Source organism: Stenotrophomonas sp. YAU14A_MKIMI4_1 (genome assembly GCF_003086855.1).
Lineage (GTDB): Bacteria > Pseudomonadota > Gammaproteobacteria > Xanthomonadales > Xanthomonadaceae > Stenotrophomonas.
This window is the reverse complement of the sequence record NZ_CP025998.1, coordinates 3962631-3984652: the sequence shown is the minus strand read 5'-3', so window position 1 is coordinate 3984652 and position 22022 is coordinate 3962631. Positions and strand designations below refer to the sequence as shown.

Below are 22022 nucleotides of genomic sequence, written 5' to 3'. Positions count from 1 at the left end.
CGCCGTCATCGCCCACCGTCATCCCTGCGGCGGCCGCCGCAGGCAGATCTGCTCGGCGCCGGCGCTGATATCCACCTGGCCGCCCTGCATCACGTCCGCGCCCAGGATCACCGCCGGGCGCTGGTCCAGGCCGATGGCGCGGAACACGGGCAGTTCGCTGATGCGCACTTCCACCGCGGGGTGCTGCCAGCCCGCACTGGCCAGCGCCGGCAGGGTGTACAGCCACGTGGGCGTGGGCTTGCCACCCAGCCCTTCGCTGCCCTTGCTGCGCGCCCGCACGCGCGCATCGCGGCCATCGGTGCGCAGGCCCAGGGCGCCGGCCGCCGCGTTGTTGAGGATGGTCTGGGCGGCACCGGTGTCGACCACGCCGATGGCCTCCACGCCATCATCGCCCAGGCGCAGGGTGACGAAGCCGAAGCCCTTCAGCACGCCGCTGCGGTCGGGCAGGGCGTTGTCCTGGCAGAACGCATCGGGCGTCGGCAGCGACCGGGCCGGCCACAGCAGCAGGCGCGACTGGTCGAAATCCCAGCGCGTATCGAAGCGTGCGGTGATGTCCTGGCCGATGATGCCGTGCAACGGTGCGCTGTCTGCCGACGAAAGGCTGGCCAGGTCGGCCTGCAGTGCGGTCACCTGCAGCTGCAGGCTGCCCAGCGCCATCGCCACGCGGCGCGTGCTGCGCAGGGCCAGACCGCCGGCACTGGCGCCCTGCGCATCATGATCGCGCGCGTTCGCGTCCTGCAGCCCGAAGCGCTGCACCACGGCGGTATCCAGCAGGGTCGCGCTGGCGGCGCTGTCCACCACCAGGTACAGCCGTTCGTCGCGGCCGTCCAGCGTGCCCAGCACGGTGGGGTGGCTGGCCTGCATCGTCATCGGCAGGCTGTGCAGGGCAGGGGGCTCGGCCAGGGCAGGCAGGGCAGTGAGCAGCAGTGGGAGCAGGGCCAGGCGCATCGGTGAATTCCTCGGGAACGTGTGGCCATTTCGCCGCAGGCGCGTGTTGCCGGTATGTCGCTGCTGATACCGGGCCGATACACAGCGCCGTCATACTGGCTGCATGAATGCTACCGCCACCCTTTTCGTCGTGGATGATGATGCCAGCATCCGCGATGCCATCGCCGACCACCTGCTGCTGCACGGCTACCGCGTGCGCGTGGCGGCCGATGCGGCGGCCATGGACATGCTGCTGCAGGCCGAACGCCCCGACGCCATCATCCTGGATTGGATGATGCCGGGCGAAGACGGCCTGTCCGTGTGCCGCCGGCTGCAGTCGCGGGCCATTCCGATCCTGATGCTGTCGGCGATGGGCAGTGCGCCCGACCGCGTGATCGGGCTGGAGATGGGCGCCGACGACTACCTGGCCAAGCCATTCGATCCGCGCGAACTGTTGGCCCGCGTGCGCGCGCTGTTGCGCCGGCAGGACAAGCTGCGCGCACAGACCCCCATCGAGCTGCGCTTTGCTGGCTGGCGCCTGCTGCCCGAGCAGCGCCGCCTGCTGGCACCAGACGGCGCCGAGGTCGTGCTCAGCCGCGGCGAATTTTCCTTGCTGCAGGCGCTGGCCGAACGGCCCGGCCGCGTGCTGGACCGCGAGCAGTTGATGCAGCTCACCCGCGGCGATGACAGCGACAGCGTTGACCGCGCCGTCGATCTGGCCATCAGTCGCCTGCGCCGCAAACTGGCCCAGGCCGCCGGCGATGCCGAAGGGTTGGTGCAGACCCTGCGCGGTGAGGGCTATCGCTTCGGTGCGACGGTGCAACGGCTGTGAGACCGCGTTGGAGCACAGCACGCTGGATCGCCCTGCTGGCGCTCAGCAGCCTGCTGCTGGCCACTGCGGTCAGCATGGCGGTGGTCGGCTGGTTGCCGCGCCCGGCGGCGCCACAGATGCGGCTGGACCAGGCCATGCAGGTGCTGCGCGGCGAGCGTGAGGCCGACAGCGCAGGCCTGCGCGTGGACGTGCGCGAAGTCGCCCCATCCGGTACCAGCTATGCGCGCCTGCAGGCACTGGCAGTGGACGGCCTGCATCAGCCGACGCAGCAGGTGCGCCTGGTCTGGGCGGGCAACAACCGGCCGCCGGATGTCCATGTGGTGGCCGCCGGCGGCGAGCAGGGGCGCGATGGCGACGCCGCCGTGCTGCGGGCCGCGCAGCAGGTGCTGGCCAGTCTGCCCTGGCCACCGTTCGAACTGGCCGTGCAGCAGGCCGATGGGCGCTGGCGCGTGGTCAGCAGCGCCTACAGCGATCTGGCGGCGTGGCGCAGGCAGGTACTGCTGGCCCTGCTCGGCGGCACCGTGCTGCTGGCGCCGCTGGCCGCCTGGGCGGCGGTGCGGCTGGGCCGTCCGCTGCGCCGGCTGGCCGAGGCCAGCGCCACGCTGGACCTGCACGCGCAGACGCCGCTGCCCGACGATGGGCCGCGCGAAGTGCAGATGCTGGCCATCGCGCTGGATGCGGGGCGCACCCGCCTGCGTGAGCAGGCGCAGCAGATGACCCGCATGCTGGCCGCGGTGGCACACGACCTGCGCACGCCGCTGACCGGCCTGCGCCTGCGCGCCGACTTCGCACCGCCCGCACAGGCCGAACGCATGGTGGCCGACATCGAGCGCATGAACGCCATGATCGAGCAGGTGCTGGACTACGCACGCGGCGAGTTGCAGCCATCGCAGCTGCAGCGGATGGACATCGCGCCGCTGCTGGACGACTGCGTGCAGGCGGCGCGGCTGCGTGGTGTCGACCTGAAGGCGGTGCTGCCCGCCAACCTGCCATGCCGTGCCGACGCCCTGTTGCTGCGGCGCGCGCTGGACAACCTGATCGACAATGCCAGTCGCTATGCGGGCGCGGTGGAGCTGCATGCCGTGCAGCGTGACGATGGGCTGCAATTGGACGTGATGGATCGCGGCCCTGGCATTGCTGCTGAAGATCGCGAGCGCCTGCAGCAGCCCTTCCAGCGCAGCGAAAGCTCGCGCAGCCGCGCCACCGGCGGCACCGGCCTGGGCCTGGCCGTTGCGGCCAATGCCGCCCGCCACCACGGCGGTTCCCTGCAGCTGCTGGACCGCGAAGGCGGCGGCCTGATCGCCCGCCTGCACCTGCCCCGGTAGCGTCAACTGCTCTTGCTCCTGCCGTTCGTAGAGTCGAGCTTGCTCGACTGCTGTTTGCTCCTGCCGTTCGTAGAGTCGAGCTTGCTCGACTGCTCTTTGCTTCAGTCGAGCAAGCACGACTCTACCGCCAGGTATTGCATCACCCGTTCTTTCATAAATATCATTAGGCGCCTAACCCTATGGATAAAAACGGTGCTGGAAGCCAAACACATCGCGCTGATAGAAGAAGCCACCCGCCGCGGCCACGCCAACCTGGCCCAGCTGCGCCTGTGCTTCCAGCTGCTCTCCGTATCCGCCGCGATCGACCGCGACTGCGCCACGCGACTGGCCCCGCATGGGCTCAGCGAAGGACGCTTCATCGTGCTGTTCCTGCTGCACGGCGCCGGCGGCACGTTGCCGCCCCATGAACTGGCCGAACGCGCCGGAGTCAGCCGCGCCACCATCAGTGGGCTGCTGGACGGGTTGCAGCGCGAGGGCCTGCTGCAGCGGCGCAACGACGCCGAAGACGGGCGCCGCCTGCAGATCGTGCTGACCGCGCGCGGCAAGCGCCTGGTCGAAGACCTGTTCAACCAGCACACGCAATGGATAGGCGGTCTGTTCGATGGCCTGGATGGCGCGGAGCAGGTGCAGCTTTCGCGGTTGCTGGCCAAGGTCTGGCAGCACACCGACAGCGGCCGCACGTCCCTGCCATGAGCACCGCGATAAACCCCACACGGCAACGTGAGCTGGATGCCGGCGCCGCGGCCAGTACGCACCTGGCCGAATGCCTCGCGGTGGATTTCGCGGCACTGCTGCGCGCCGTTGCGGCTGTTCCGGAACACGCGCTGCAGCGCATGCACGATGCCGCCAGCAAGGGCATCACCCAGCGCATGGCGCTGGCCGCAGTGCTGCTGCGCGACGCAGGGCAGGGCGCAGCCGCGCACTGGCAGTCGCATTGCTCGGACACCGTGCGCGGCTGGGCCTGCTACCTGATTGGCAGTGATCACACGCTCACCTTGCCCGACAAGCTGCAGGCCATGCGCCCGCTGGCCGATGACCCGCATTTTGGCGTGCGCGAATGGGCATGGCTGGCGGTGCGTGCGGATCTGGTCGCGGCCCCGTTGCAGGCGCTGCAGCTGTTGTTGCCGTGGACCCGGGAAGCCTCGCCCTACCTGCGCCGCTATGCCTGCGAAGCACTGCGCCCACGCGGGGTGTGGGCCACGCATATCGCGGTCTTCAAACAGGAACCAGAGCACGCGCTGCCGTTGCTGGAAGCACTGGCCAACGATCCCGAACGCTACGTGCAGGACTCAGTAGGCAACTGGCTGAACGACGCCGGCAAGACCCAGCCGCACTGGCTGCGCGAACTGTGCGACCGCTGGCAGCGCGAGCACGACAGTGCCGCCAACGCCTACATCCGCACCCGCGCCCAACGCTCCCTCACGAAGTCGTAGCGTCGAGCTTGCTCGACTGCTGTTGCTCCCGCTCTTCGTAGAGTCGAGCTTGCTCGACTGCTCTTGCTCCTGCCGTTCGTAGAGTCGAGATCCTATGTTCGTGGTCAAGTCTGCTGGAAGCAGGCTTCACCCACTTTCAGCATGCTCGGGTCGAAATCCCGGCCGCTCTTGAAGACGCCCCACGCGATTCTGGCCAGCTTTCTGGCCAGGATGTTGAAGCTGGCGGTGCTGCTGTGTCCGCGGTCGCGGATGGCTACGTAGAGGGGTTTTCCCCCCTTGGATCGGGTCAGGCCCATGGCCGCCATGTAGAGGATCTGACGCAGGCCGGCATTGCCTCGTTTGGACAACCGGCGACGGCCTATCCGGGCACCGGATTCGTTGGGGCGTGGATCCAGGCCGGTGCAGGCCACCCAGGCGTCTGAGTTGGCCAACGGCCAGCGGGTGAGGTGATGGGTAACAAAGGCTGCCACCGTCGGCCCCACGCCCGGAATGGTCATGATCCGCCGATACAGATCGCGCTGTTCGCCGCTGCGACAGAGGTGTTGGATCTCTCGATCCAGCATCGCAATGGCCCCTTTCAGACCACTGAATATCGGCCCGAAGATGGCCGACTCAGCCGCGTCGGTCCCCAGAGAAAGATGGAGTGTTGCCTTGTTCCGGACCAGGCTGTCACGCTGCTGCAGAAGCACATGCAGCCGTTCCTGCTCCGGCGAGCGGGCGATGTGCTCGTGCAGATTGTCGGCCTCCCTGGCGATGTACCGTGCGATGACCTGCGCGTCCCCGGAATCAGTCTTGCCCCGGCAGGCCACGCCCTTGGCGTAGTGCTTGATGTCACGCGGGTTGAGCAGGAAGACAGCGTGGCCGGCCTTCTGGGCTGCCCGAACCACAAGCTCGTGATGGCGATTGGTCGCTTCAACGCCGATACGCGACTTGGCAGGCACGCTAGACAGCCACTTGCCGATGGCCGAGGCTGAATTGGCGATTCGGGCGCTGCCCTTGGTGCCGTGGCGCGCCACCACCAAAGTCTTTGAATCGGCGTCGATGCCGATGGCCGAATGATCTGACATCTGTGCAACTCCCAGCTATTGTTAAGGGGCTGGGGTGGTACCGCACCACGTTGGCTTGCCTACATCGGCGGTCCTCAAAAGGCCGCTAGATCCTTTATCGACGTTAAGGTGCGGGATGGGGATCGCTCGACTCGTCTGTCGGCTCGACTCCGCAGATGCTTGCTTGACGGTCCCTCCACCCTGGCTCCTACATACCTCGTAGGAGCCGGCGGGAACATACAAGCTTGCTCGACTGCTGTACGTCTCAGTCGAGCAAGCTCGACTCTACCAGCCCCGCCCGGACCATCGCGGCACATGCGCATGTCATCGATTCCGGGTAAACATGGGTATTGCCCATGTCCACCCGCAGGGAAGTCGATCATGCAGAGCAAGCTCCAGGTCACGCTGTACGGAACCCTTGGCGACAGCCCGGCGTTGCAGTTGCCGGGCGTGGAGGGTCCGTCGGTGGCCATCCTGGAATCGACCCTGCGGCGTCTGGTGTCCGATCTCTACACGGCACGCTCGCTGCTCAATCCGGAACAACTGGATGAAGCCCGGTTGGAGCTGGACCGCGTGGTGGAGCGCTGGGTGGATATCCACGAAGGCCTGCTGCTGGACCTGGAAGTACACGGCAAGCGGTAGTGCCAGCGCGGCTGAACCGCAGCCCCAGTTGCGAATGAAACAGTTGGCACCCGCCAAAACCCTGTGTTATCAATACATCCCATGAACGCAGCCCACGCCAACTTTTATTGGTATTACTTTCCGAAGCCCCCGGCGGAGGAAGGACTGCGCTCACCCTGAAGAAACCTTCAGACGCATTCCCGAAAGCCGCCAGCGAACCTGGCGGCTTTTTTCTTGTCGCCACGCTGCGGACCCCCACCTTCCGTAGAGACCCCCCGCCATGCCCCCGCACACCGACGACCTGCGTATCCGCACCATCGAACCGCTCACACCGCCTGCCCAGCTGCTGGCGATGCTGCCCTGCGACGATGAAGCGTCCGACACCGTCAGCGCCTCGCGCGCGGCCCTGCACCAGATCCTGCACGGCCGTGACGACCGCCTGGCCGTTGTGGTCGGCCCGTGCTCGATCCACGATCCGCACGCGGCCATCGAGTACGCCCAGCGCCTGAAGCCCCTGCGCGATGCGCTGGCCGGCGAACTGGAAATCGTCATGCGCGTGTACTTCGAGAAGCCGCGCACCACGGTGGGCTGGAAGGGCCTGATCAACGACCCGGACCTGGATGGCAGCTTCAAGATCGACAAGGGCCTGCGCATCGCCCGCGGCCTGCTGCGCGACATCAACAAGCTGGGCCTGCCGGCCGGCGTCGAGTTCCTCGATGTGATCTCGCCGCAGTACATCGCCGATCTGGTCGCCTGGGGCGCCATCGGCGCACGCACCACCGAAAGCCAGGTGCACCGCGAACTGGCCTCGGGTCTGTCCTGCCCGGTGGGCTTCAAGAACGGCACCGACGGCAATGTGAAAATTGCGGCCGATGCGGTGGGCGCGGCGTCGAACCCGCATCACTTCCTGTCGGTCACCAAGCAGGGCGGCACGGCCATCGTGTCCACCACCGGCAACCCGGATTGCCATGTGATCCTGCGTGGCGGCAAGCAGCCGAACTACGATGCGGCCAGCGTGGGCGAGGCCTGCCAGGCGCTGGCCAAGGCCAAGCTGCCGACCCGTCTGATGATCGATGCCAGCCACGCCAACAGCCTGAAGAATCCGGACAACCAGCCGAAGGTGATCGAAGACATCGCCACCCAGCTGGAAGACGGCGAGCAGCGCATTGTCGGGGTGATGGTGGAAAGCCACCTGGTCGGCGGCCGCCAGGAACTGGTGGAAGGCCAGCCGCTGGTCTACGGCCAGAGCATCACCGATGGCTGCATTGATTGGGACACCACCGTGCAGGTGCTGGAGCGCTTGGCCACTGCCGTGCGCGCCCGCCGTGAAGTGAAGGTGTCCGAAGCCGCTTGAATGCGGCACGTGTGTGGATGGCGGCCAGCGCCTGCGGGGGTGCGGCCGCGATCAGGGTCGGTCGGAGTTGGAGACCGACCCGTCCGCACCGGCGATGCGCCTGGCGCTGCGTAAGTGCGACAGCGCCAGGTACATCGCCGGGGTGGTGATATCGCTCTTCTGTAGAGTCGAGCAAGCTCGACTCTACCCAGCCGGCCGGGCCCCAGTAGATCCACGCCATGCGTGGATGAAATCCCGGCCACGCTCGTGACGGCAGCAACCTCTCCTGTGCTTGGCCCAGCGCGACCCGCAATCACGGCACCCCAGGCTCCGTCTGTGTTCTGTCAGGTATGGCACGAACAGCCTTTCGTCTGTTCCTGCCACGCCTCAGGGTTGTGCGCAGAAGAAGTCGCCACATCGTGGCGACAGGGGCGATGGACCCGCCATGGGCTTGACGAAACTTATCATGGTGATAAATTGAGGCCGGTGTTTTGGCGGGTCGATCCCGTGCAATTGCCGCAGCCTCAGGATTCCGGCCGGGGTCGGCGGGCAATCGGCGTGCATGGGCTGCCCCTGATCGACCTGGATGCCTTGCAGAACTGCGTGCGCACCGGTGGTTTGCAGCCTGATGACGTCTGGATCGCCACCCACAAGGCGCAAAGGGATCTGGACAACCTGCGCTGGACGCTGGCTGACCTCCTGGATTGCCTGATGTGCGTGCAGGCGCATGACCACAAGGGATCGGAGTGGTGCAGGGATCAAATGGGTACCTGGCATCCATGTGACGCCTACGCCGTCCGCTACGACGATGTGCGCAAGTGCCGGCTCAACCACTCCGACATCAACTACTACCTCAAGTTTTCCGTTGGCCAGAATGGAAGTCTGCGAGTCATCTTCCTCAGTTGCCATCTCTAGATCGCTGTACGTTCCATCGGATCATGCCATGAACACATCCACGTCCCGGCTGTGCCCTGCGTGTCAGCAGGAAATGTTGAGGGCATCCACACGCGAACGGCATTTCAATCCGCGCGGCAATGCCGTGGTGGTGGAATTGCTGGTGATGGAATGTCCATCCTGCGGCGCAACGGCAACCAGCGAAGCACAGCAGGTCGAGAATCTCAGACGGCTTGAGGCACGACGCGAGCACTACCGGGGCTTGTTGCTGGGCGAGGACGTACTTGCATTCCGGCGCCGCTATGGTTTGACCCAACGTGCAGCCGCTTCGCTGTTCGGAAAAGGTGCAATCGCGTTTTCCCGCTACGAGAACGAGACCACCTATCCTGACGACGCCACGACGATGCTGCTCTGGCTTGCCATCGAGAAACCTGAGGTCGTGCGCTGGCTGGCCGAGCGCACGGGCACGGTGGTGCCGCTGCTGGACCCACCGTGCGAAACCGCAGGCAAGCCCGCGCGGCGTGTGGTGCGAAGCCGTCGTGGTGCGCCAGGGGCGCAAGGTGCTTCGATCCACGCAGGGCGTTGATCCACCGACGATGCCGCAGTAGATCCACGCCATGCGTGGATGATTCACCCGACCGCCTTCACCGCCCGCTGCGAATCCTCGCCAACGCCAGGTACATCGCCGGTGTCGTGTACAGCGTCAGCCACTGGCTGACCAGCAACCCGCCCACAATCGCGATGCCCAGCGGCTGCCGCAGTTCCCAGCCCTCGCCATTGGCCAGCATCAGCGGCAGCGTCCCCAGCAGTGCCGCCAGCGAGGTCATCAGGATCGGTCGCAGGCGCAGCCGTGCCGCCTCCATCACCGCATCCTGCGCGCTCAGCCCGCGCCGCTCGCCTGCAAGCGCGAAGTCCACCAGCAGGATCGTGTTCTTCATCACCACGCCGACCAGCAGGAACAACCCGAGCAAGGCGATCAGGTTCAGTTCGTTGCCGAACAGCCACAGCGCCATCAGCGCACCGATACCTGCCGATGGCAGCGTGGACAGGATCACCAGCGGTTGCAGGAAACTCTCGTACAGCACGCCCAGCACCAGGTAGACCGCCAGCGTGGCACCCAGCACCAGCCACAACTGGCGCGAACGCAGGCTATCCAGGCCGCCCGCTTCGCCGGACAGCTTGGCCTGCACCGAACGCGGCAGCATCAACTGCGCCATGGCCGTGTTGATGGCCTGCGTGGCCTGTTCCAGGCCAACCCCCGGTGCCAGCGCGAATTCGATCCAGATCGAGGCGAACTGTTCGCTGTGGTAGATGCGGTCCGGCGCCATGCCATAACGCCAGCTGGCAATGCTGGACAACGGAATGCGCTGGCCGTTGCCGTCGATCACCTGCAGGCGCGCCAGCGTGCCCGGGTCCTGGGTGTGCTTCGGGTCCAGTTCCATCACCACCCGGTACTGGTTCAGGCTGTCATACAGGGTGGCGACCTGGCGCTGGCTGAAAGAGTTGTTGAGCATGTTGGCCACGGTGCGCAGGTCCACGCCGTGGCGTGCGGCCGCTTCGCGGTCGATATCCAGCACCACCTGGCGCATGCCGGCTTCGCCCTGCGCTTCCACGTCCACCAGCTCGGGCAGGGCGCGCAGTGCTGCGGCTACCTTCGGTGCCCACTCGCGCAGCGGCGCCATGTCGGCCGACAGCAGCTGGAATTCGTACTGGCCGCTGCTGCCACCGCCTTCCAGGCGGATGTCCTGGTCTACCCACAGGTACAGGTTGCCGCCGGGAAGCTGCGGCAGGCGCGCACGCAGGCGGTCGATCACTTCCTGGCTGGACACCTTGCGCTCGGCCAGCGGCTTCATCTTGATCATGATGAAGGCGTTGTTGACCCCGTTGCTGCCACCGATGTAGCCGATGATGTCCTCGATGGCCGGGTCGGACAGCAGCAGCGTGCGGTAGGCATCGATCTTCGGCTGCATGGCCTGGAACGAGAGGCCGTCATCGCCGCGCGCGAAGCCACGCAGCTGTGCGGTGTCCTGCTTGGGCACCACGCCCTTGGGCACCTGCTGGAACAGCCACGCGTTGAGCGCGATGACCGCCACGAAGGCCAGCAAGGGCCAGCGCAGCTGCCGCAGGCTGGCCTGCAGGGTGCGCAGGTAGGCCGTGCGCACGCGTTCAAACAGCGCATTGCTGCCACGCTGCCAGCGCGAGGTGTGCTGCGCATCGTCCACGAACAGGCGCGCGCACAGCATCGGCACCAGGCTCAGGGCCACCACCACCGACACGCCCATTGCCGCCACCAGGGTGAGCGAGAATTCGCGGAACAGCCGTTCCACGAAGTCATCCAGGAACAGGATGGAGACGAATACCACGGCCAGCGCCAGGTTCATCGACAGCAGGGTGGCACCCACTTCCGAGGCGCCGCGCACGGCGGCCTGCCAGCGGTCGGCGCCCAGCTCGCGGTGGCGGGCGATGTTTTCCAGCACCACGATGGCATCGTCCACCACCAGCACCGCGGCCACGATCAGCGCCATCAACGAAAGCGTGTTGAGCGAGAATCCCATCAGCGCGATCAGCGCCAGCGTGCCGAACAGCACCACCGGAATGGCCACGCTGGGCACCAGCGCGGCACGCCAGTGGCCCAGGAAGGCCAGCACCACCAGCACCACCAGCACGATGGCCAGCACCAGGGTCAGCTCGGCTTCGTGCAGGGTGGCACGGATCACCGGCGAGCGGTCCATCACCAGGCGCATGTCCACGTGGCTGGGCAGCAGTGCATGCAGCTGCGGCAGCTGCGCCTGGATGGCATCGACGGTGGCGATGATGTTGGCGCCGGGCTGGCGACTGACGATCAGCAGCACGGCCGGGCGTTCATTGTGGAAACCGCTGGCGTAGCGGTCTTCCACCCCATCGGCAACCACCGCCACATCGCCCAGCCGCAGCGTGCGGTCATCGCTGACCTTCAGCGCCAGTTGCTGGTACTGCGCGGCCTGGCGCAGCTGCAGCGGCGCTTCCAGCTGCCACTGCTGGCGGTCATCGCCCACCGCGCCCAGCGGGCGCACGGCATTGGCACGGGCGATGGCCTGGGCCACGTCCTCCAGCGCCAGGCCGGCATGGTTCAGTGCGTTCGGGTCCAGCGATACGCGCACCGCGGGCAACGCGCTGCCGCCCACCTGCACTTCGCCCACGCCCGGTACCTGGGACAGTTTCTGCGCCAGCACGGTGGAGGCCAGGTCGTAGAGCTGGCCCGGCGGCAGCGTGTCCGAGGTCAGCGCCAGCGCCAGGATCGGCGCCTGCGAGGGATTCACCTTGCGGTACTGCGGCATGCCCGGCATGCCACTGGGCAACTGCCCGCGCGCCAGATTGATCGCCGCCTGCACCTCGCGCGCGGCTTCGTCGATATCGCGGCCGAGTACGAACTTCAGCTCCACCGAGGTCTGCCCCTGGGTGCTGGCCGAATCGATGCGCGAGATGCCGGGCAGGCTGCCCAGCGCACGTTCCAGTGGCGTGGCCACGGTGGCGGCCATCGATTCGGGCGAGGCGCCGGGCAGGCTGGCGCTCACTTCAATGGCCGGGTAATCCACCTGCGGCAGCGGCGCCACCGGCAGCAGGCGTAGTGCCAGCAGGCCGGCCAGTACCAGTGCCACGGCCAGCAGGATCGTGGCCACCGGTCGTTGCACGCAGGCCTGGGCCAGGCGCGCGATGGGGCTCATGCGCGCGCCTCGGCAGCGCCGGCGGCGGCCGCCGAGCGACCGCGCTGCAGGCGGTCGAAGGCCAGGTAGATCACCGGCGTAGTGAACAGGGTCAGCACCTGGCTGACCAGCAGGCCGCCCACCATCACCCACCCCAGCGGCTGCCGCAGTTCCGCGCCCGAACCGGTGGCCAGCATCAGCGGTACCGCACCGAACAAGGCGGCCAGCGTGGTCATCAGGATCGGGCGGAAGCGCAGCAGCGCGGCCTGGTGGATTGCCTCGCGCGGGGTCATGCCGCGCGTGCGCTGCGCGTCCAGTGCGAAGTCGATCATCATGATCGCGTTCTTCTTCACCAGGCCGATCAGCAGCACGATGCCGATGATGGCGATCAGGTCCAGGCTGCGCCCGCTCACCCACAGCGCGGCCAACGCTCCGACCGTGGCCGAGGGCAGGGTGGACAGGATGGTGATCGGGTGCACGAAGCTCTCGTAGAGCACGCCCAGCACGATGTACATCACCACCACCGCAGCCAGGATCAGCCACAGCGTGGACGACAGTGAACTGCTGAACGCCGCGGCCGCACCCTGCAGGCGCAGTTCGATGCTGGCCGGCAGCGCGATGGCCGCACGCGCTGCCTGCACCGCGGCAACGCCTTCGCCCAGCGAGGCGCCCGGCGCCAGGTTGAACGACAGCGTGGCCGCCGGGAACTGGCCGACGTGGTTGCGCAGCAGGGCGGCGGGCCCCAGTTCCACCCGCGCCACCGCGCCCAGCGGTACGGTCTGGCCGGCGCTGTTGCGCACGCGCAGGCCGCTGATCGCCTCGGGGCCGGGCTGTCGTGCCGGATCGGCTTCCAGCACCACGCGGTACTGGCTGGCCTGGGTGAAGATGGTGGAGATCTGCCGCTGCCCGTAGGCGTCGTACAGCGCATCGGCCACCGCTTCCACGCTCACGCCCAGGCGTGCGGCGGCATCGCGGTCGATGTTCACCCGTGCCTGCCGGCCCTGCATCTGCAGGTCGCTGGCCACATCGCGCAGCGCCGGCTGTTGGCGCAGGGCCTGCAGCAGTCGCGGCGTCCAGGTTTCCAGCGTCTGCTGTTCCGGCGTGGTCAGGGTGAACTGGTACTGGGTGCGGCTGATGCGGTCTTCGATGCCCAGCTCCTGCACCGGTTGCAGGTACAGGGTGATGCCGGGAATCTTCGCCACACGCTGCTGCAGGCGCGCCATCACCACGTCGGCGGCATCGCGGTCGCCGTGCGGCTTCAGTTCGATCAGCAGGCGGCCGGTGTTGAGCGTGGCATTGTTGCCGTCCACGCCGATGTACGAAGACAGGCTGGCCACCGCCGGGTCGGCCTCGATGGCCTCGGCCAGCGCCAGTTGCCGCTCGCGCATGGCCTGGAACGAGATCGCCTGCGGCGCTTCGCTGATGCCCTGCACCAGACCGGCGTCCTGCACCGGGAAGAAGCCCTTGGGCACGGCGAAGTACAGCGCCACGGTCAGCGCCAGCGTGGCCACGGTGGCCAGCAGCATCAGCGGCTGGCGCTGCAGCACCCAGTGCAGTTGGCGGTCGTAGATGGCGATGATGCGGTCGAACACATCGCGCTTCGGCGGGGATGGGGTCGGAGCCCCACGGGGATCCGACCCCTCGGCCACCGGGGTCAGATCCCCGTGGGGCTCTGACCCCTTCGCATGCGGCTTCAGGAACCGCGCGCACAGCATCGGCGTCAGCGTCAGCGACACCAGCAGCGAAATGCCGATGGCCACCGCCAGCGTCACCGCGAACTCATGAAACAGCGCGCCCACCAGGTCGGCCATGAACAGCAGTGGGATCAGTACTGCGATCAGCGACACGGTCAGTGACACCAGGGTGAAGCCGATCTCGGCGGCGCCCTTCAGCGCGGCTTCCTGCGGGCTTTCGCCTTCTTCCAGGTGGCGGGCGATGTTTTCCAGCATCACGATGGCATCGTCCACCACGAAGCCGGTGGCGATGGTCAGCGCCATCAGGGTCAGGTTGTTGAGCGAGTAGCCGGCCAGCAGCATCACCGCGAAGGTGCCGACCAGCGACAGTGGCACCGCTACGCTGGGAATGAGCGTGGCCGGGCCGTTGCGCAGGAACACCCAGGTGACCAGCACCACCAGGCCGATGGCCAGCACCAGTTCCTTCTGCACGCCGCGTACCGAGGCGCGGATCGATTCGGTGCGGTCGCTCAGCACCTTCATCTGCACACCGGCGGGCAAGGTGGCCTGCAACTGCGGCAGCATCGCGCGAACCTGTTCCACCACGGCGATCACATTGGCGCCGGGCTGGCGCTGCAGGTTCACCAGCACGGCGGGTTCGGTACCACTCCACGCGGCCAGCTGCCGGTTCTCGGCGCCGTCGGTGATGGTGGCCACGTCGCCCAGGCGCAGCGGTGCGCCTTCGCGCCAGGCCAGTACCAGCGCACGGTACTCGTCCGCGCTGCGCATCTGGTCGTTGGCATCGAGCATCACCGCACGGATCGGGCCGTCGAAGCTGCCCTTGGGCAGGTTCACATTGGCGGCCGCAATGGCCGTGCGGATGTGGTCCATGCCCAGCCCATTGGCCGCCAGCGCGGCAGCATTGACCTGGATGCGCACCGCAGGCCGCTGACCGCCGGCCAAGCTGACCAGGCCCACGCCGGGCAGCTGGGCCAGGCGCTGGGCGATGCGGGTGTCGACCAGGTCATGCACCTGCGGCAGCGACAGGCCCTGCGAGGTCACCGCCAGGGTGATGATGGGCGTGTCAGCCGGGTTCACCTTGCGGTACACCGGCGGCACCGGCAGGTCGTCCGGCAGGAAGCTGCCGGCGGCGTTGATGGCCGCCTGCACGTCCTGCTCGGCCACCCCCAGCGACACCTCCAGGCCGAACTGCAGGGTGATGACCGAAGCACCACCGGAGCTGGTCGACGACAGCTGCTTCAGCCCGGGAATCTGCCCGAGCTGGCGTTCCAGCGGCGCGGTGATGGTGCGCGTGGTCAGCTCCGGGCTGGCGCCCGGATACAGCGTGGTGATCTGGATGATCGGGTAGTCCACCTGCGGCAACGCGGCCACCGGCAGCAGCCGATAGGCCAGCACGCCGGACAGCAGCAGGGCCACCATCAGCAGCGCGGTGGCGACCGGGCGCAGGATGAAGGGGCGCGACAGGTTCATGCGCCGGCCTTGGCCGCCTTCGCCTGCGCGGCGGGTTCGGCCACGATCTCCACGGCGGTGCCATCTTCCAGGCCATCGATGCCTTCGATCACCACCTGGTCGCCGGCCTGCAGCCCCGAGCGCACGGCTACGCGGCCATCATCGGCCGGGCCCAGCACCACGGTGCGGCGTTGCGCCTTGTTGTCCTTGTCGACGATGTGCACGTAGTTGCCCTGGCTGCCGAACTGCACAGCGGCATCGGGAATCAGCAGGGCAGGGTGCTCGCCCAGTTGCAGCCGCACATTGACGAACTGGTTCGGGAACAGCCCCTGGTCTGCGTTGTCGAACTGCGCGCGCAGCTTCAACGTGCCGGTGGCGGTGTCGATGCGGTTGTCCACGCTGGACAGCGCGCCGTGCGCCAGCTGCGTGCGTTCTTCGCGGTCCCAGGCTTCCACGGCCAGCGCCGGCTGTGCCTGTACCGCATCCAGCAGCGTCGGCAGTTCCGGTTCGGGCACGGTGAACAGCACGCTGATCGGCGCGGTCTGGGCCAGGGTGACCAGGCCTTCGGCATCGCTGGCCTGCACCAGGTTGCCCACGTCCAGACGGCGCAGGCCCACGCGGCCGCTTACCGGCGCGATGATGCGGGTGTACTGCAGCTGCAGGCGCGCTTCGTCCACGGCGGCCTGGTCGCTGATGCGACGGCCCTGCAGCTGGCGCACCTTGCTCTGCTGGTCGCTCAGTTCCTGTGCTGACACGAAGTGCTGGCGCTGCAGTTCGCGGTAGCGCTGCAACTGGCGTTCGGCGTTTTCCAGCTCCGCCAGGTTCTGCTGCTGGGTGCCCTGTGCCTGCGCCAGCTTCACTTCGTACGGGCGCGGGTCGATCTGCGCCAGCAGATCGCCGGCCTTCACCTGCTGGCCTTCCTGGAAGTGCAGGCGCATCAGCTCGCCGTCCACGCGGCTGCGCACCACCACGCTGTGCAGCGGAGTGACCGTGCCCACTGCTTTCAGGCGCAGTACCAGCGGCTCGGCGCTGGCCCGGGCCACGCGCACCGGTACCGTCTTGCCGGGGCTGCTGGCGGCTGCGCTTGCATCGGCCCGCGGCCAGGCCCACCAGGCCAGCGCGGCGGCGGCCACGAGCACGGCGGCGATCAGCCACGCGCGACGGAAACGGGGCGGGGTGCTACGGGGCGACTCGACAGCGGACATGGGGCATCCTGCGCCCTGCGCACGCGCAGGGACATGTACGCCCGCTCGCGCATCGTGCGCCGCGGGCAGCGGGGGAGGGGAGTTGTCTGGCGGGGCCGCAGCGCGGCGTGGCTGGATGCCGTCGCGCGTGCGACGGGGCGCCCATGGTAGCCAATCAGCCTGCCGATTGCCGCATGACCAAGGTCATGGCGCTGCGGCGTGGGGCGTGCGGGGCTGCTTGGCGGGGCCTGGATTCGTAGAGTCGAGCTTGCTCGACTGCTTTTGCCGGGAGCAGTCGAGCAAGCTCGACTCTACGAAGCACGGCAGTCGAGCAAGCTCGACTCTACGCACTGCTCAATGCACTTCGTCGTGGTACACGAATTTGGGCATTTCCCAGCGGTAATGGATCGCCAGCAGGCGCAGCGCGAAGCCACCGCCCAGGCAGCACAGGATCGCTGTGGCATCGGCCACGCCCCAATGCAGCAACAGCAGATACACCGCACCGGTCAGCAGCGAGATGATCGCGTACAGCTCTTTCTGGAAGATCAGCGGCACTTCGTTGCAGAGGATGTCGCGCAGCACGCCACCGAAGGCGCCGGTCAGCATGCCGGCAATCAGCACGATCGGCATCGCGTGGCCGGCCTCGCGCGCGATCGAGCAACCAATCAGGGTGAAAGCGATCAGGCCCAGGCCATCGAGCACCAGGAAGGTGCGGCGGAAGTGGTGCATCCAGCGCGCCACCCAGGTGGCGATCAGCGCCGCACAGACGGTGAAGGCCAGGTACTCCGGATGCTTCACCCAGCCCAGCGGGTAATGGCCCAGCAGGATGTCGCGCAGCGAACCACCGCCGAGGGCGGTCACACAGGCAATCATGACCACGCCGAACAGATCCATGCGGCGGCGGCCCGCAGACAGGGCGCCGGTCATGGCTTCGGCGGAAATGGCGATCAGGTAGATGACGGACAGCAGCATGGGTCAGGCTCCGGGCGCGGTGGGGCCGGCCATGCGCGTATACCGCCACTGCCTGCGCAATGACGGAATGACGATGACCGGTGCCGCTCCCGCTGTCCTTTTGCCTGAGAGTTCAGCGGGATGAACCGCGTGCCCCTTCGGCGGATCGCGGCGGGCGTGCCCGGCGACCTCTCTCCAGCTCGGCGTGTCGAATGCATGGTTGGTGGGATTCCAGCCCACCGGCCTGAGCGATCATGGGAGCCTGCGCCTTCGGCGGGCGCCAGCGCGGCGCCTCTCTCCTGCATTCGGGCGCCAGTATATCCGCTGCAGTGCAGCACGGCATAATCGGCGGCATGGCCCCGTCCCCCCGCCCGTGGTTCCTGTACCTGCTTGAATGCCGCGACGGCAGTTACTACGCCGGCATCAGCACCGACGTGGCCGCCCGTTTCGCCGCCCACCAGGCCGGCAAGGGCGCGCGCTATACCCGGGCGCGTCCGCCGCTGCAGATCCTGGCCGTGCGCGAGTACCCCGACCGCGCGGCCGCCTCGCGCGCCGAATGGCAGCTCAAGCAGCAACCGCGCGAACGCAAGCTGGCCTGGCTGCAGGCCGCGATCCCGTAGATCCACGCCATGCGTGGATGGGTACCCCGTGGCATGCCATCATCGCCACACCCATCGACACAGGGACGGTCCGATGAAACACCGCTGGTTGCTGATGTCCCTCTGCACCGCTCTGCCGGCAGGCGCCCAGACCCCGCCGTCGCTGCAGCACGGACAGATCGGCACCGCCGCCGAACTGACCGCGCAGCGCGGCCCGACCACACCTGAAGTCATTGGCATGCGCCGCGATCAGGTGCCCCCCGATCTGGTCGATCTGATCCCGCTGGCCGAGAAGTGGGGCATCGCCGATGACGAGCTGCGCGACGAGATGCAGCAACGGGCAACGGCAGCCGAGAAGAAAGCGCTGGGCGACGCGCTGAAGGGCCGTCATGCGCGCATTACCGCATGGCTCGATACGTTCCCGCAGGGACAGCCGATGCCGGACGCAGCGGCGGCCTTCATGTACCTGCAACTGGGTTCCGATGAAATGGGTCTGATGCCGTAGATCCACGCCATGCGTGGATGGGATCCCCCAGCCATGCCACCATCGCCACACGCCCAGCGCTGGAGACACCCATGTCCACCGTTGCCCTGTTGTTCGCTGTCGCTGCAGCCACCAGCCCCACCGCCGACCCCTCCACCCTGGCGGCCATCGAAGCGACCTGCCATGACTACGTCGATGGCCAACTGGAGGGCGACCCGCAGCGTGTCGCCCGCGCGCTGCATCCGGACCTGGCCAAGCGCGCCGTGCTGGGTGATACGCCCGACGAACGCCTGGGCCTGCGCCGCATGTCGAAGGAAGAACTGGTTGCACTGACCCGGCAGGGCGCACTGAAGACCCCAAAGGATCAATGGGACCGTCGCTGCACGGTGCTGGATGTGACCGGCAACGCCGCCTCGGTGCGGTTGGAAACGCCGTGGTTCGTGGACTACTTCCACATGGGCCGTTTCGACCAGCGCTGGGTTATCGTCAACGCGCTGTGGTACCCCAAGCCGAAGGCAGAGTAGATCCACGCCATGCGTGGATGTTCCCAAGGCGGCCCGCACGGTCATTCATCCACGCATGGCGTGGATCTAGTGCAAGGGATCCGACCCCGTTTTCCCGCCCGTTATTTCGGGCGCCGGTCGTCCTGGTCATCACCGAAGATGATGCGCGCGCTGCGCTGGTAGCTCCAGTACGCCACGGCCCAGTTCAACAGCACCACGATGCGGTTGCGGAAGCCGATCAGGAAGAACACGTGCGCGGCCAGCCAGAACCACCAGGCCAGGATGCCTGACAGCTGCAGCTTGCCCAGGTGCACGATCGCGGCCATGCGGCCGATGGTGGCCAGGTTGCCGTAGTCGGCGTACTTGAATGCCCCGGGTTCGGTCTTGCCGTGCAGGCGCGCGCGGATGGTTTCGGCCACGTGCTTGCCCATCTGCTTGGCGGCCGGTGCCACGCCAGGCACGGGGCGGCCATCGGCCTGGCTGACCGCAGCCAGATCGCCGGCCACGAACAGTTCGGGGTGGCCGGGCAGGGTCAGGTCCGGTTGCACCTGCACCCGGCCGGCGCGATCCAGCGGCACGTCCAGGGTCTTTGCCAGCGGTGAGGCGGCCACGCCGGCCGCCCACACCACCGTGCGCGCGGGCACGAACTGGTCGCCCAGCTTGAACCCCTGGCTGTCGATATCACTGACCGGGGTGCCGGTCAGCACTTCCACGCCCAGCTTTTCCAGCTGCCGGCGTGCCTTCAGCGAAAGCACTTCCGGGAACGAGGACAGCACGCGCGGGCCGGCTTCCACCAGTCGCACCTTGGCGCTGGCCGGATCGATATGGCGGAACTCGTTGCGCAGGGTGTGGCGGGCGATCTCGGCCAGCGTACCGGCCAGTTCCACACCGGTGGGGCCACCACCCACCACGGCGAAGCTCAGCCAGGCGGCTTTTTTCTCCGGGTCTGGCTCGGCTTCGGCACGCTCGAACGCCAGCAGCAGCTTGCGGCGCAGGGCGATTGCATCGTCCAGGGTTTTCAGGCCTGGCGCATCGGCGGCCCACTGGTCGTTGCCGAAGTAGGCATGGGTGGCGCCGGTGGCCAGCAGCAGGCTGTCATAGCCCAGCGTGCTGCCGTCGGCCAGGGTGATCTGGCGGGCCTGTTTTTCAATGCCCACCACTTCGCCCAGGCGCACTTCCACGTTGCGCTGGTGGCCCAGGATATGCCGCAGCGGCGCGGCGATATCGGGTGCGGACAGGCCCGCAGTGGCGACCTGGTACAGCAGGGGTTGGAACAGGTGGTGGTTGCGGCGGTCGACCAGGGTGATCCTGATCCGTTCGCGTGCCAGGGCACGGGTGGCCCAGAGGCCCGCGAAACCGCCGCCGATGATGACCAGGTGGGGGACTGGTTCGCGGCTCATCGACGTACTCCGGAGGGGGATGGATGTCGTCCGGCATCATCGCACGTCACATGCCCGCCCAACGGGATCGGCGATACTCGGTTCAGGCCGCAGCCCCTTCGCCGAGGAACCCATGTCCGAACCGGAAAAGCGCATTGCCCTGCTGATCGACGCCGACAACGCGCCGGCATCGAAGATTGATGAAGTGCTGGCCGAAGTGGCCCGCCATGGCGTGGCCAACGTGCGCCGCGCCTACGGCAACTGGAAGAGCCCGCGCTTGAAGGGCTGGGAGGCGGTGCTGCACGAGTACGCCATCCGCCCCATCCAGCAGTTCGCCTACAGCAAGGGCAAGAATGCATCGGACATGGCCATGGTGATCGATGCCATGGACCTGCTGTACGCGCGCAACCTGGACGGCTTCGCCATCGTGTCCAGTGATGCCGACTTCACGCCCATGGTCATGCGCCTGCTGACCGACGGGGTGAAGGTCTATGGCTTTGGCGAAAAGAAGACGCCCGAGCCGTTCGTCAACGCCTGTTCCAAGTTCACCTATCTGGAAGCCCTGGGCCAGGCCCATGCCAGCGTGCCCGATGCCGACGCACCCGAAGTGGAACGGGCCGCCAGCGAACAGGCCGCCAGCGATGAAGCACGCCCGCGCAAGAGCGGCGCGGAAATGCGCAGTGATACCCGCCTGGTGAAAATGCTGCGCCGCGCGGTGTCGTCGGCCGAAGGCGAAGACGGCTGGTCGCACCTGGGGCCGGTCGGCAGCCAGATCGGCAACCAGGCTTCGTTCGACCCACGCAACTATGGCTATGGAAAGCTCAGCGATCTGCTGGCGGCGATCGGTCTGTTCGAGCTGAAGAAGGACGGAAAATCGTCCTATGTGCGCGCGTTGCCGAAGAAGAACCGGTAGCGCAGCACGGTGCGTTTGATCGGCGTATCGTAGCGGCTCCGCGCCAGCGTGGCGCACCGCTGCAGGCAAGGAACAAACGCATGTTGAAGATCTGGGGCCGCCGCAATTCCAGCAACGTCCGCAAGGTGCTGTGGTGTGCCGAGGAAATCGGGCTGCCGTATGAATCCATCGAAGTGGGCGGCAGCCACGGCGGTACGCAGTCGGCCGAATACCTGGCGATGAACCCCAACAGCCTGGTGCCGGTGATCGAAGACCACGGCCTGCCGCTGTGGGAATCGAACACCATCGTGCGCTACCTGAGCGCGCGCTACGCGCTGGGCACGCTGTATGCCGAAGATGCGATGGAACGTGCCCAGGCCGAGAAGTGGATGGACTGGAGCACCTCGCGCATGGCGCCGCTGTACTCCGAACTGATCTGGGGCATCATGCGCACCGCCCCGGCCGACCGCGACGAAGCGCGCATCAACGCGGCCATCGTGCGTGCCGGCGAATACCTGGCCATGGCCGATGCCACCCTGGCCAAGCAGCCGTGGCTGTCCGGCGACCGCTTCGCGATGGGCGACATCCCGTTGGGATCGCTGGTCTACGCCTGGTACGAACTGCCGATCCAGCGCCCGGACCTGCCGCACGTGGCGCAGTGGTACGCGCGACTGCGCGAGCGCCCGGCGTACCAGCGCGGCGTGATGTCGCCGCTGACCTGAGCGCGCGTTGCCCGGGGTCGGATCCCACCTGACGGGTGGGATCCGACCCCACACCGGCGGCCACCACGGTA

General features: G+C 67.4%; 20 protein-coding genes and 2 riboswitches. Of the genes, 13 read left to right on the top strand and 7 right to left on the bottom strand.

Translation table 11 applies throughout. The features are described from left to right. Nucleotides 1-18: 18 nt before the first annotated feature. Complete coding sequence (locus tag C1931_RS17990) at nt 19-948, bottom strand: pepsin/retropepsin-like aspartic protease family protein (RefSeq protein WP_108757305.1); 930 nt, start codon at nt 946-948, stop codon at nt 19-21. Between the two features lie 103 nt (nt 949-1051). On the opposite strand from C1931_RS17990, the gene C1931_RS17985 reads away from it, so the two are divergent. The 4 genes from C1931_RS17985 to C1931_RS17970 all read left to right on the top strand — a co-directional run bounded on the left by C1931_RS17985 (nt 1052) and on the right by C1931_RS17970 (nt 4517). After that, entirely contained in the window at nt 1052-1759 is a 708-nt protein-coding gene (locus C1931_RS17985; protein ID WP_108757304.1) for a response regulator transcription factor, read from the top strand. Nucleotides 1760-1791: 32 nt separating this feature from the next. Next, complete coding sequence (locus C1931_RS17980; protein WP_108757805.1) at nt 1792-3084, top strand: HAMP domain-containing sensor histidine kinase; 1293 nt, start codon at nt 1792-1794, stop codon at nt 3082-3084. Nucleotides 3085-3276: 192 nt separating this feature from the next. After that, on the top strand, nt 3277-3777 hold the full coding sequence (locus C1931_RS17975; protein WP_108757303.1) for a MarR family transcriptional regulator: 501 nt from the start codon (nt 3277-3279) through the stop codon (nt 3775-3777). Further along, nucleotides 3774-4517, top strand: a complete 744-nt coding sequence (locus C1931_RS17970; protein ID WP_108757302.1) for a DNA alkylation repair protein — start codon at nt 3774-3776, stop codon at nt 4515-4517. Before C1931_RS17975 ends, C1931_RS17970 begins: the two co-directional genes overlap by 4 nt. Before the next feature lie 104 nt (nt 4518-4621). Here C1931_RS17970 and C1931_RS17965 read toward each other — a convergent pair whose 3' ends face one another. Beyond that, nucleotides 4622-5584: a transposase gene (locus tag C1931_RS17965; protein ID WP_108756303.1), complete on the bottom strand. Its 963-nt coding sequence runs from the start codon at nt 5582-5584 to the stop codon at nt 4622-4624. A gap of 360 nt (nt 5585-5944) precedes the next feature. Here C1931_RS17965 and C1931_RS17960 point away from each other — a divergent pair, with 360 nt between their 5' ends. From C1931_RS17960 to C1931_RS17940, 4 genes are all read left to right on the top strand, one after another. Next, nucleotides 5945-6205 (top strand): hypothetical protein, encoded by a 261-nt coding sequence (locus tag C1931_RS17960; protein ID WP_108754304.1) that lies wholly within the window; start codon nt 5945-5947, stop codon nt 6203-6205. Between the two features lie 259 nt (nt 6206-6464). Continuing rightward, a complete protein-coding gene (locus tag C1931_RS17955; RefSeq protein WP_108757301.1) occupies nt 6465-7538 on the top strand; it encodes a 3-deoxy-7-phosphoheptulonate synthase in 1074 nt (357 codons plus the stop codon). A 486-nt stretch (nt 7539-8024) separates the two neighbouring features. Then, on the top strand, nt 8025-8432 hold the full coding sequence (locus tag C1931_RS20360) for a hypothetical protein (protein WP_159095517.1): 408 nt from the start codon (nt 8025-8027) through the stop codon (nt 8430-8432). A gap of 28 nt (nt 8433-8460) precedes the next feature. Beyond that, nucleotides 8461-8997: a type II TA system antitoxin MqsA family protein gene (locus C1931_RS17940; RefSeq protein WP_159095516.1), complete on the top strand. Its 537-nt coding sequence runs from the start codon at nt 8461-8463 to the stop codon at nt 8995-8997. A 58-nt stretch (nt 8998-9055) separates the two neighbouring features. On the opposite strand, the gene C1931_RS17935 is transcribed toward C1931_RS17940, so the two are convergent. The 4 genes from C1931_RS17935 to C1931_RS17920 form a co-directional block, all read right to left on the bottom strand. Then, on the bottom strand, nt 9056-12115 hold the full coding sequence (locus tag C1931_RS17935; protein WP_108757297.1) for an efflux RND transporter permease subunit: 3060 nt from the start codon (nt 12113-12115) through the stop codon (nt 9056-9058). Then, nucleotides 12112-15258 carry a multidrug efflux RND transporter permease subunit gene (locus tag C1931_RS17930; RefSeq protein WP_108757296.1) on the bottom strand — a complete coding sequence of 1049 codons (3147 nt, stop codon included), beginning with the start codon at nt 15256-15258 and terminating at the stop codon, nt 12112-12114. The genes C1931_RS17935 and C1931_RS17930 overlap by 4 nt, the downstream gene beginning before the upstream one ends. Continuing rightward, entirely contained in the window at nt 15255-16442 is a 1188-nt protein-coding gene (locus C1931_RS17925; protein WP_108757295.1) for an MdtA/MuxA family multidrug efflux RND transporter periplasmic adaptor subunit, read from the bottom strand. Before C1931_RS17925 ends, C1931_RS17930 begins: the two co-directional genes overlap by 4 nt. 333 nt (nt 16443-16775) lie before the next feature. Further along, entirely contained in the window at nt 16776-17393 is a 618-nt protein-coding gene (locus C1931_RS17920; protein ID WP_108757294.1) for a trimeric intracellular cation channel family protein, read from the bottom strand. Nucleotides 17394-17477: 84 nt separating this feature from the next. Continuing rightward, nucleotides 17478-17581, bottom strand: a riboswitch (glycine riboswitch). Between the two features lie 13 nt (nt 17582-17594). Then, nucleotides 17595-17684: riboswitch (glycine riboswitch) on the bottom strand. A gap of 41 nt (nt 17685-17725) precedes the next feature. Here C1931_RS17920 and C1931_RS17915 point away from each other — a divergent pair. The 3 genes from C1931_RS17915 to C1931_RS17905 all read left to right on the top strand — a co-directional run bounded on the left by C1931_RS17915 (nt 17726) and on the right by C1931_RS17905 (nt 18979). Continuing rightward, nucleotides 17726-17992 (top strand): GIY-YIG nuclease family protein, encoded by a 267-nt coding sequence (locus tag C1931_RS17915; RefSeq protein WP_108757804.1) that lies wholly within the window; start codon nt 17726-17728, stop codon nt 17990-17992. Between the two features lie 73 nt (nt 17993-18065). Further along, the gene (locus C1931_RS17910) at nt 18066-18476 is read left to right on the top strand and encodes a hypothetical protein (RefSeq protein ID WP_108757293.1); all 411 of its coding nucleotides are present in this window, start codon (nt 18066-18068) and stop codon (nt 18474-18476) included. Between the two features lie 71 nt (nt 18477-18547). Then, complete coding sequence (locus C1931_RS17905) at nt 18548-18979, top strand: nuclear transport factor 2 family protein (protein WP_108757292.1); 432 nt, start codon at nt 18548-18550, stop codon at nt 18977-18979. Nucleotides 18980-19080: 101 nt separating this feature from the next. Here the strand turns inward: C1931_RS17905 and C1931_RS17900 are convergent, their stop codons facing one another. Beyond that, nucleotides 19081-20358 carry an NAD(P)/FAD-dependent oxidoreductase gene (locus tag C1931_RS17900; RefSeq protein ID WP_108754296.1) on the bottom strand — a complete coding sequence of 426 codons (1278 nt, stop codon included), beginning with the start codon at nt 20356-20358 and terminating at the stop codon, nt 19081-19083. Nucleotides 20359-20470: 112 nt separating this feature from the next. Between C1931_RS17900 and C1931_RS17895 the strand changes: the two genes are divergently transcribed. Together C1931_RS17895 and C1931_RS17890 are read left to right on the top strand one after the other, a co-directional pair. Further along, nucleotides 20471-21250, top strand: coding sequence for an NYN domain-containing protein (locus C1931_RS17895; RefSeq protein WP_108757291.1), 780 nt, complete (start codon nt 20471-20473; stop codon nt 21248-21250). Between the two features lie 80 nt (nt 21251-21330). After that, on the top strand, nt 21331-21951 hold the full coding sequence (locus C1931_RS17890; RefSeq protein ID WP_108757290.1) for a glutathione S-transferase: 621 nt from the start codon (nt 21331-21333) through the stop codon (nt 21949-21951). Nucleotides 21952-22022: the final 71 nt, after the last annotated feature.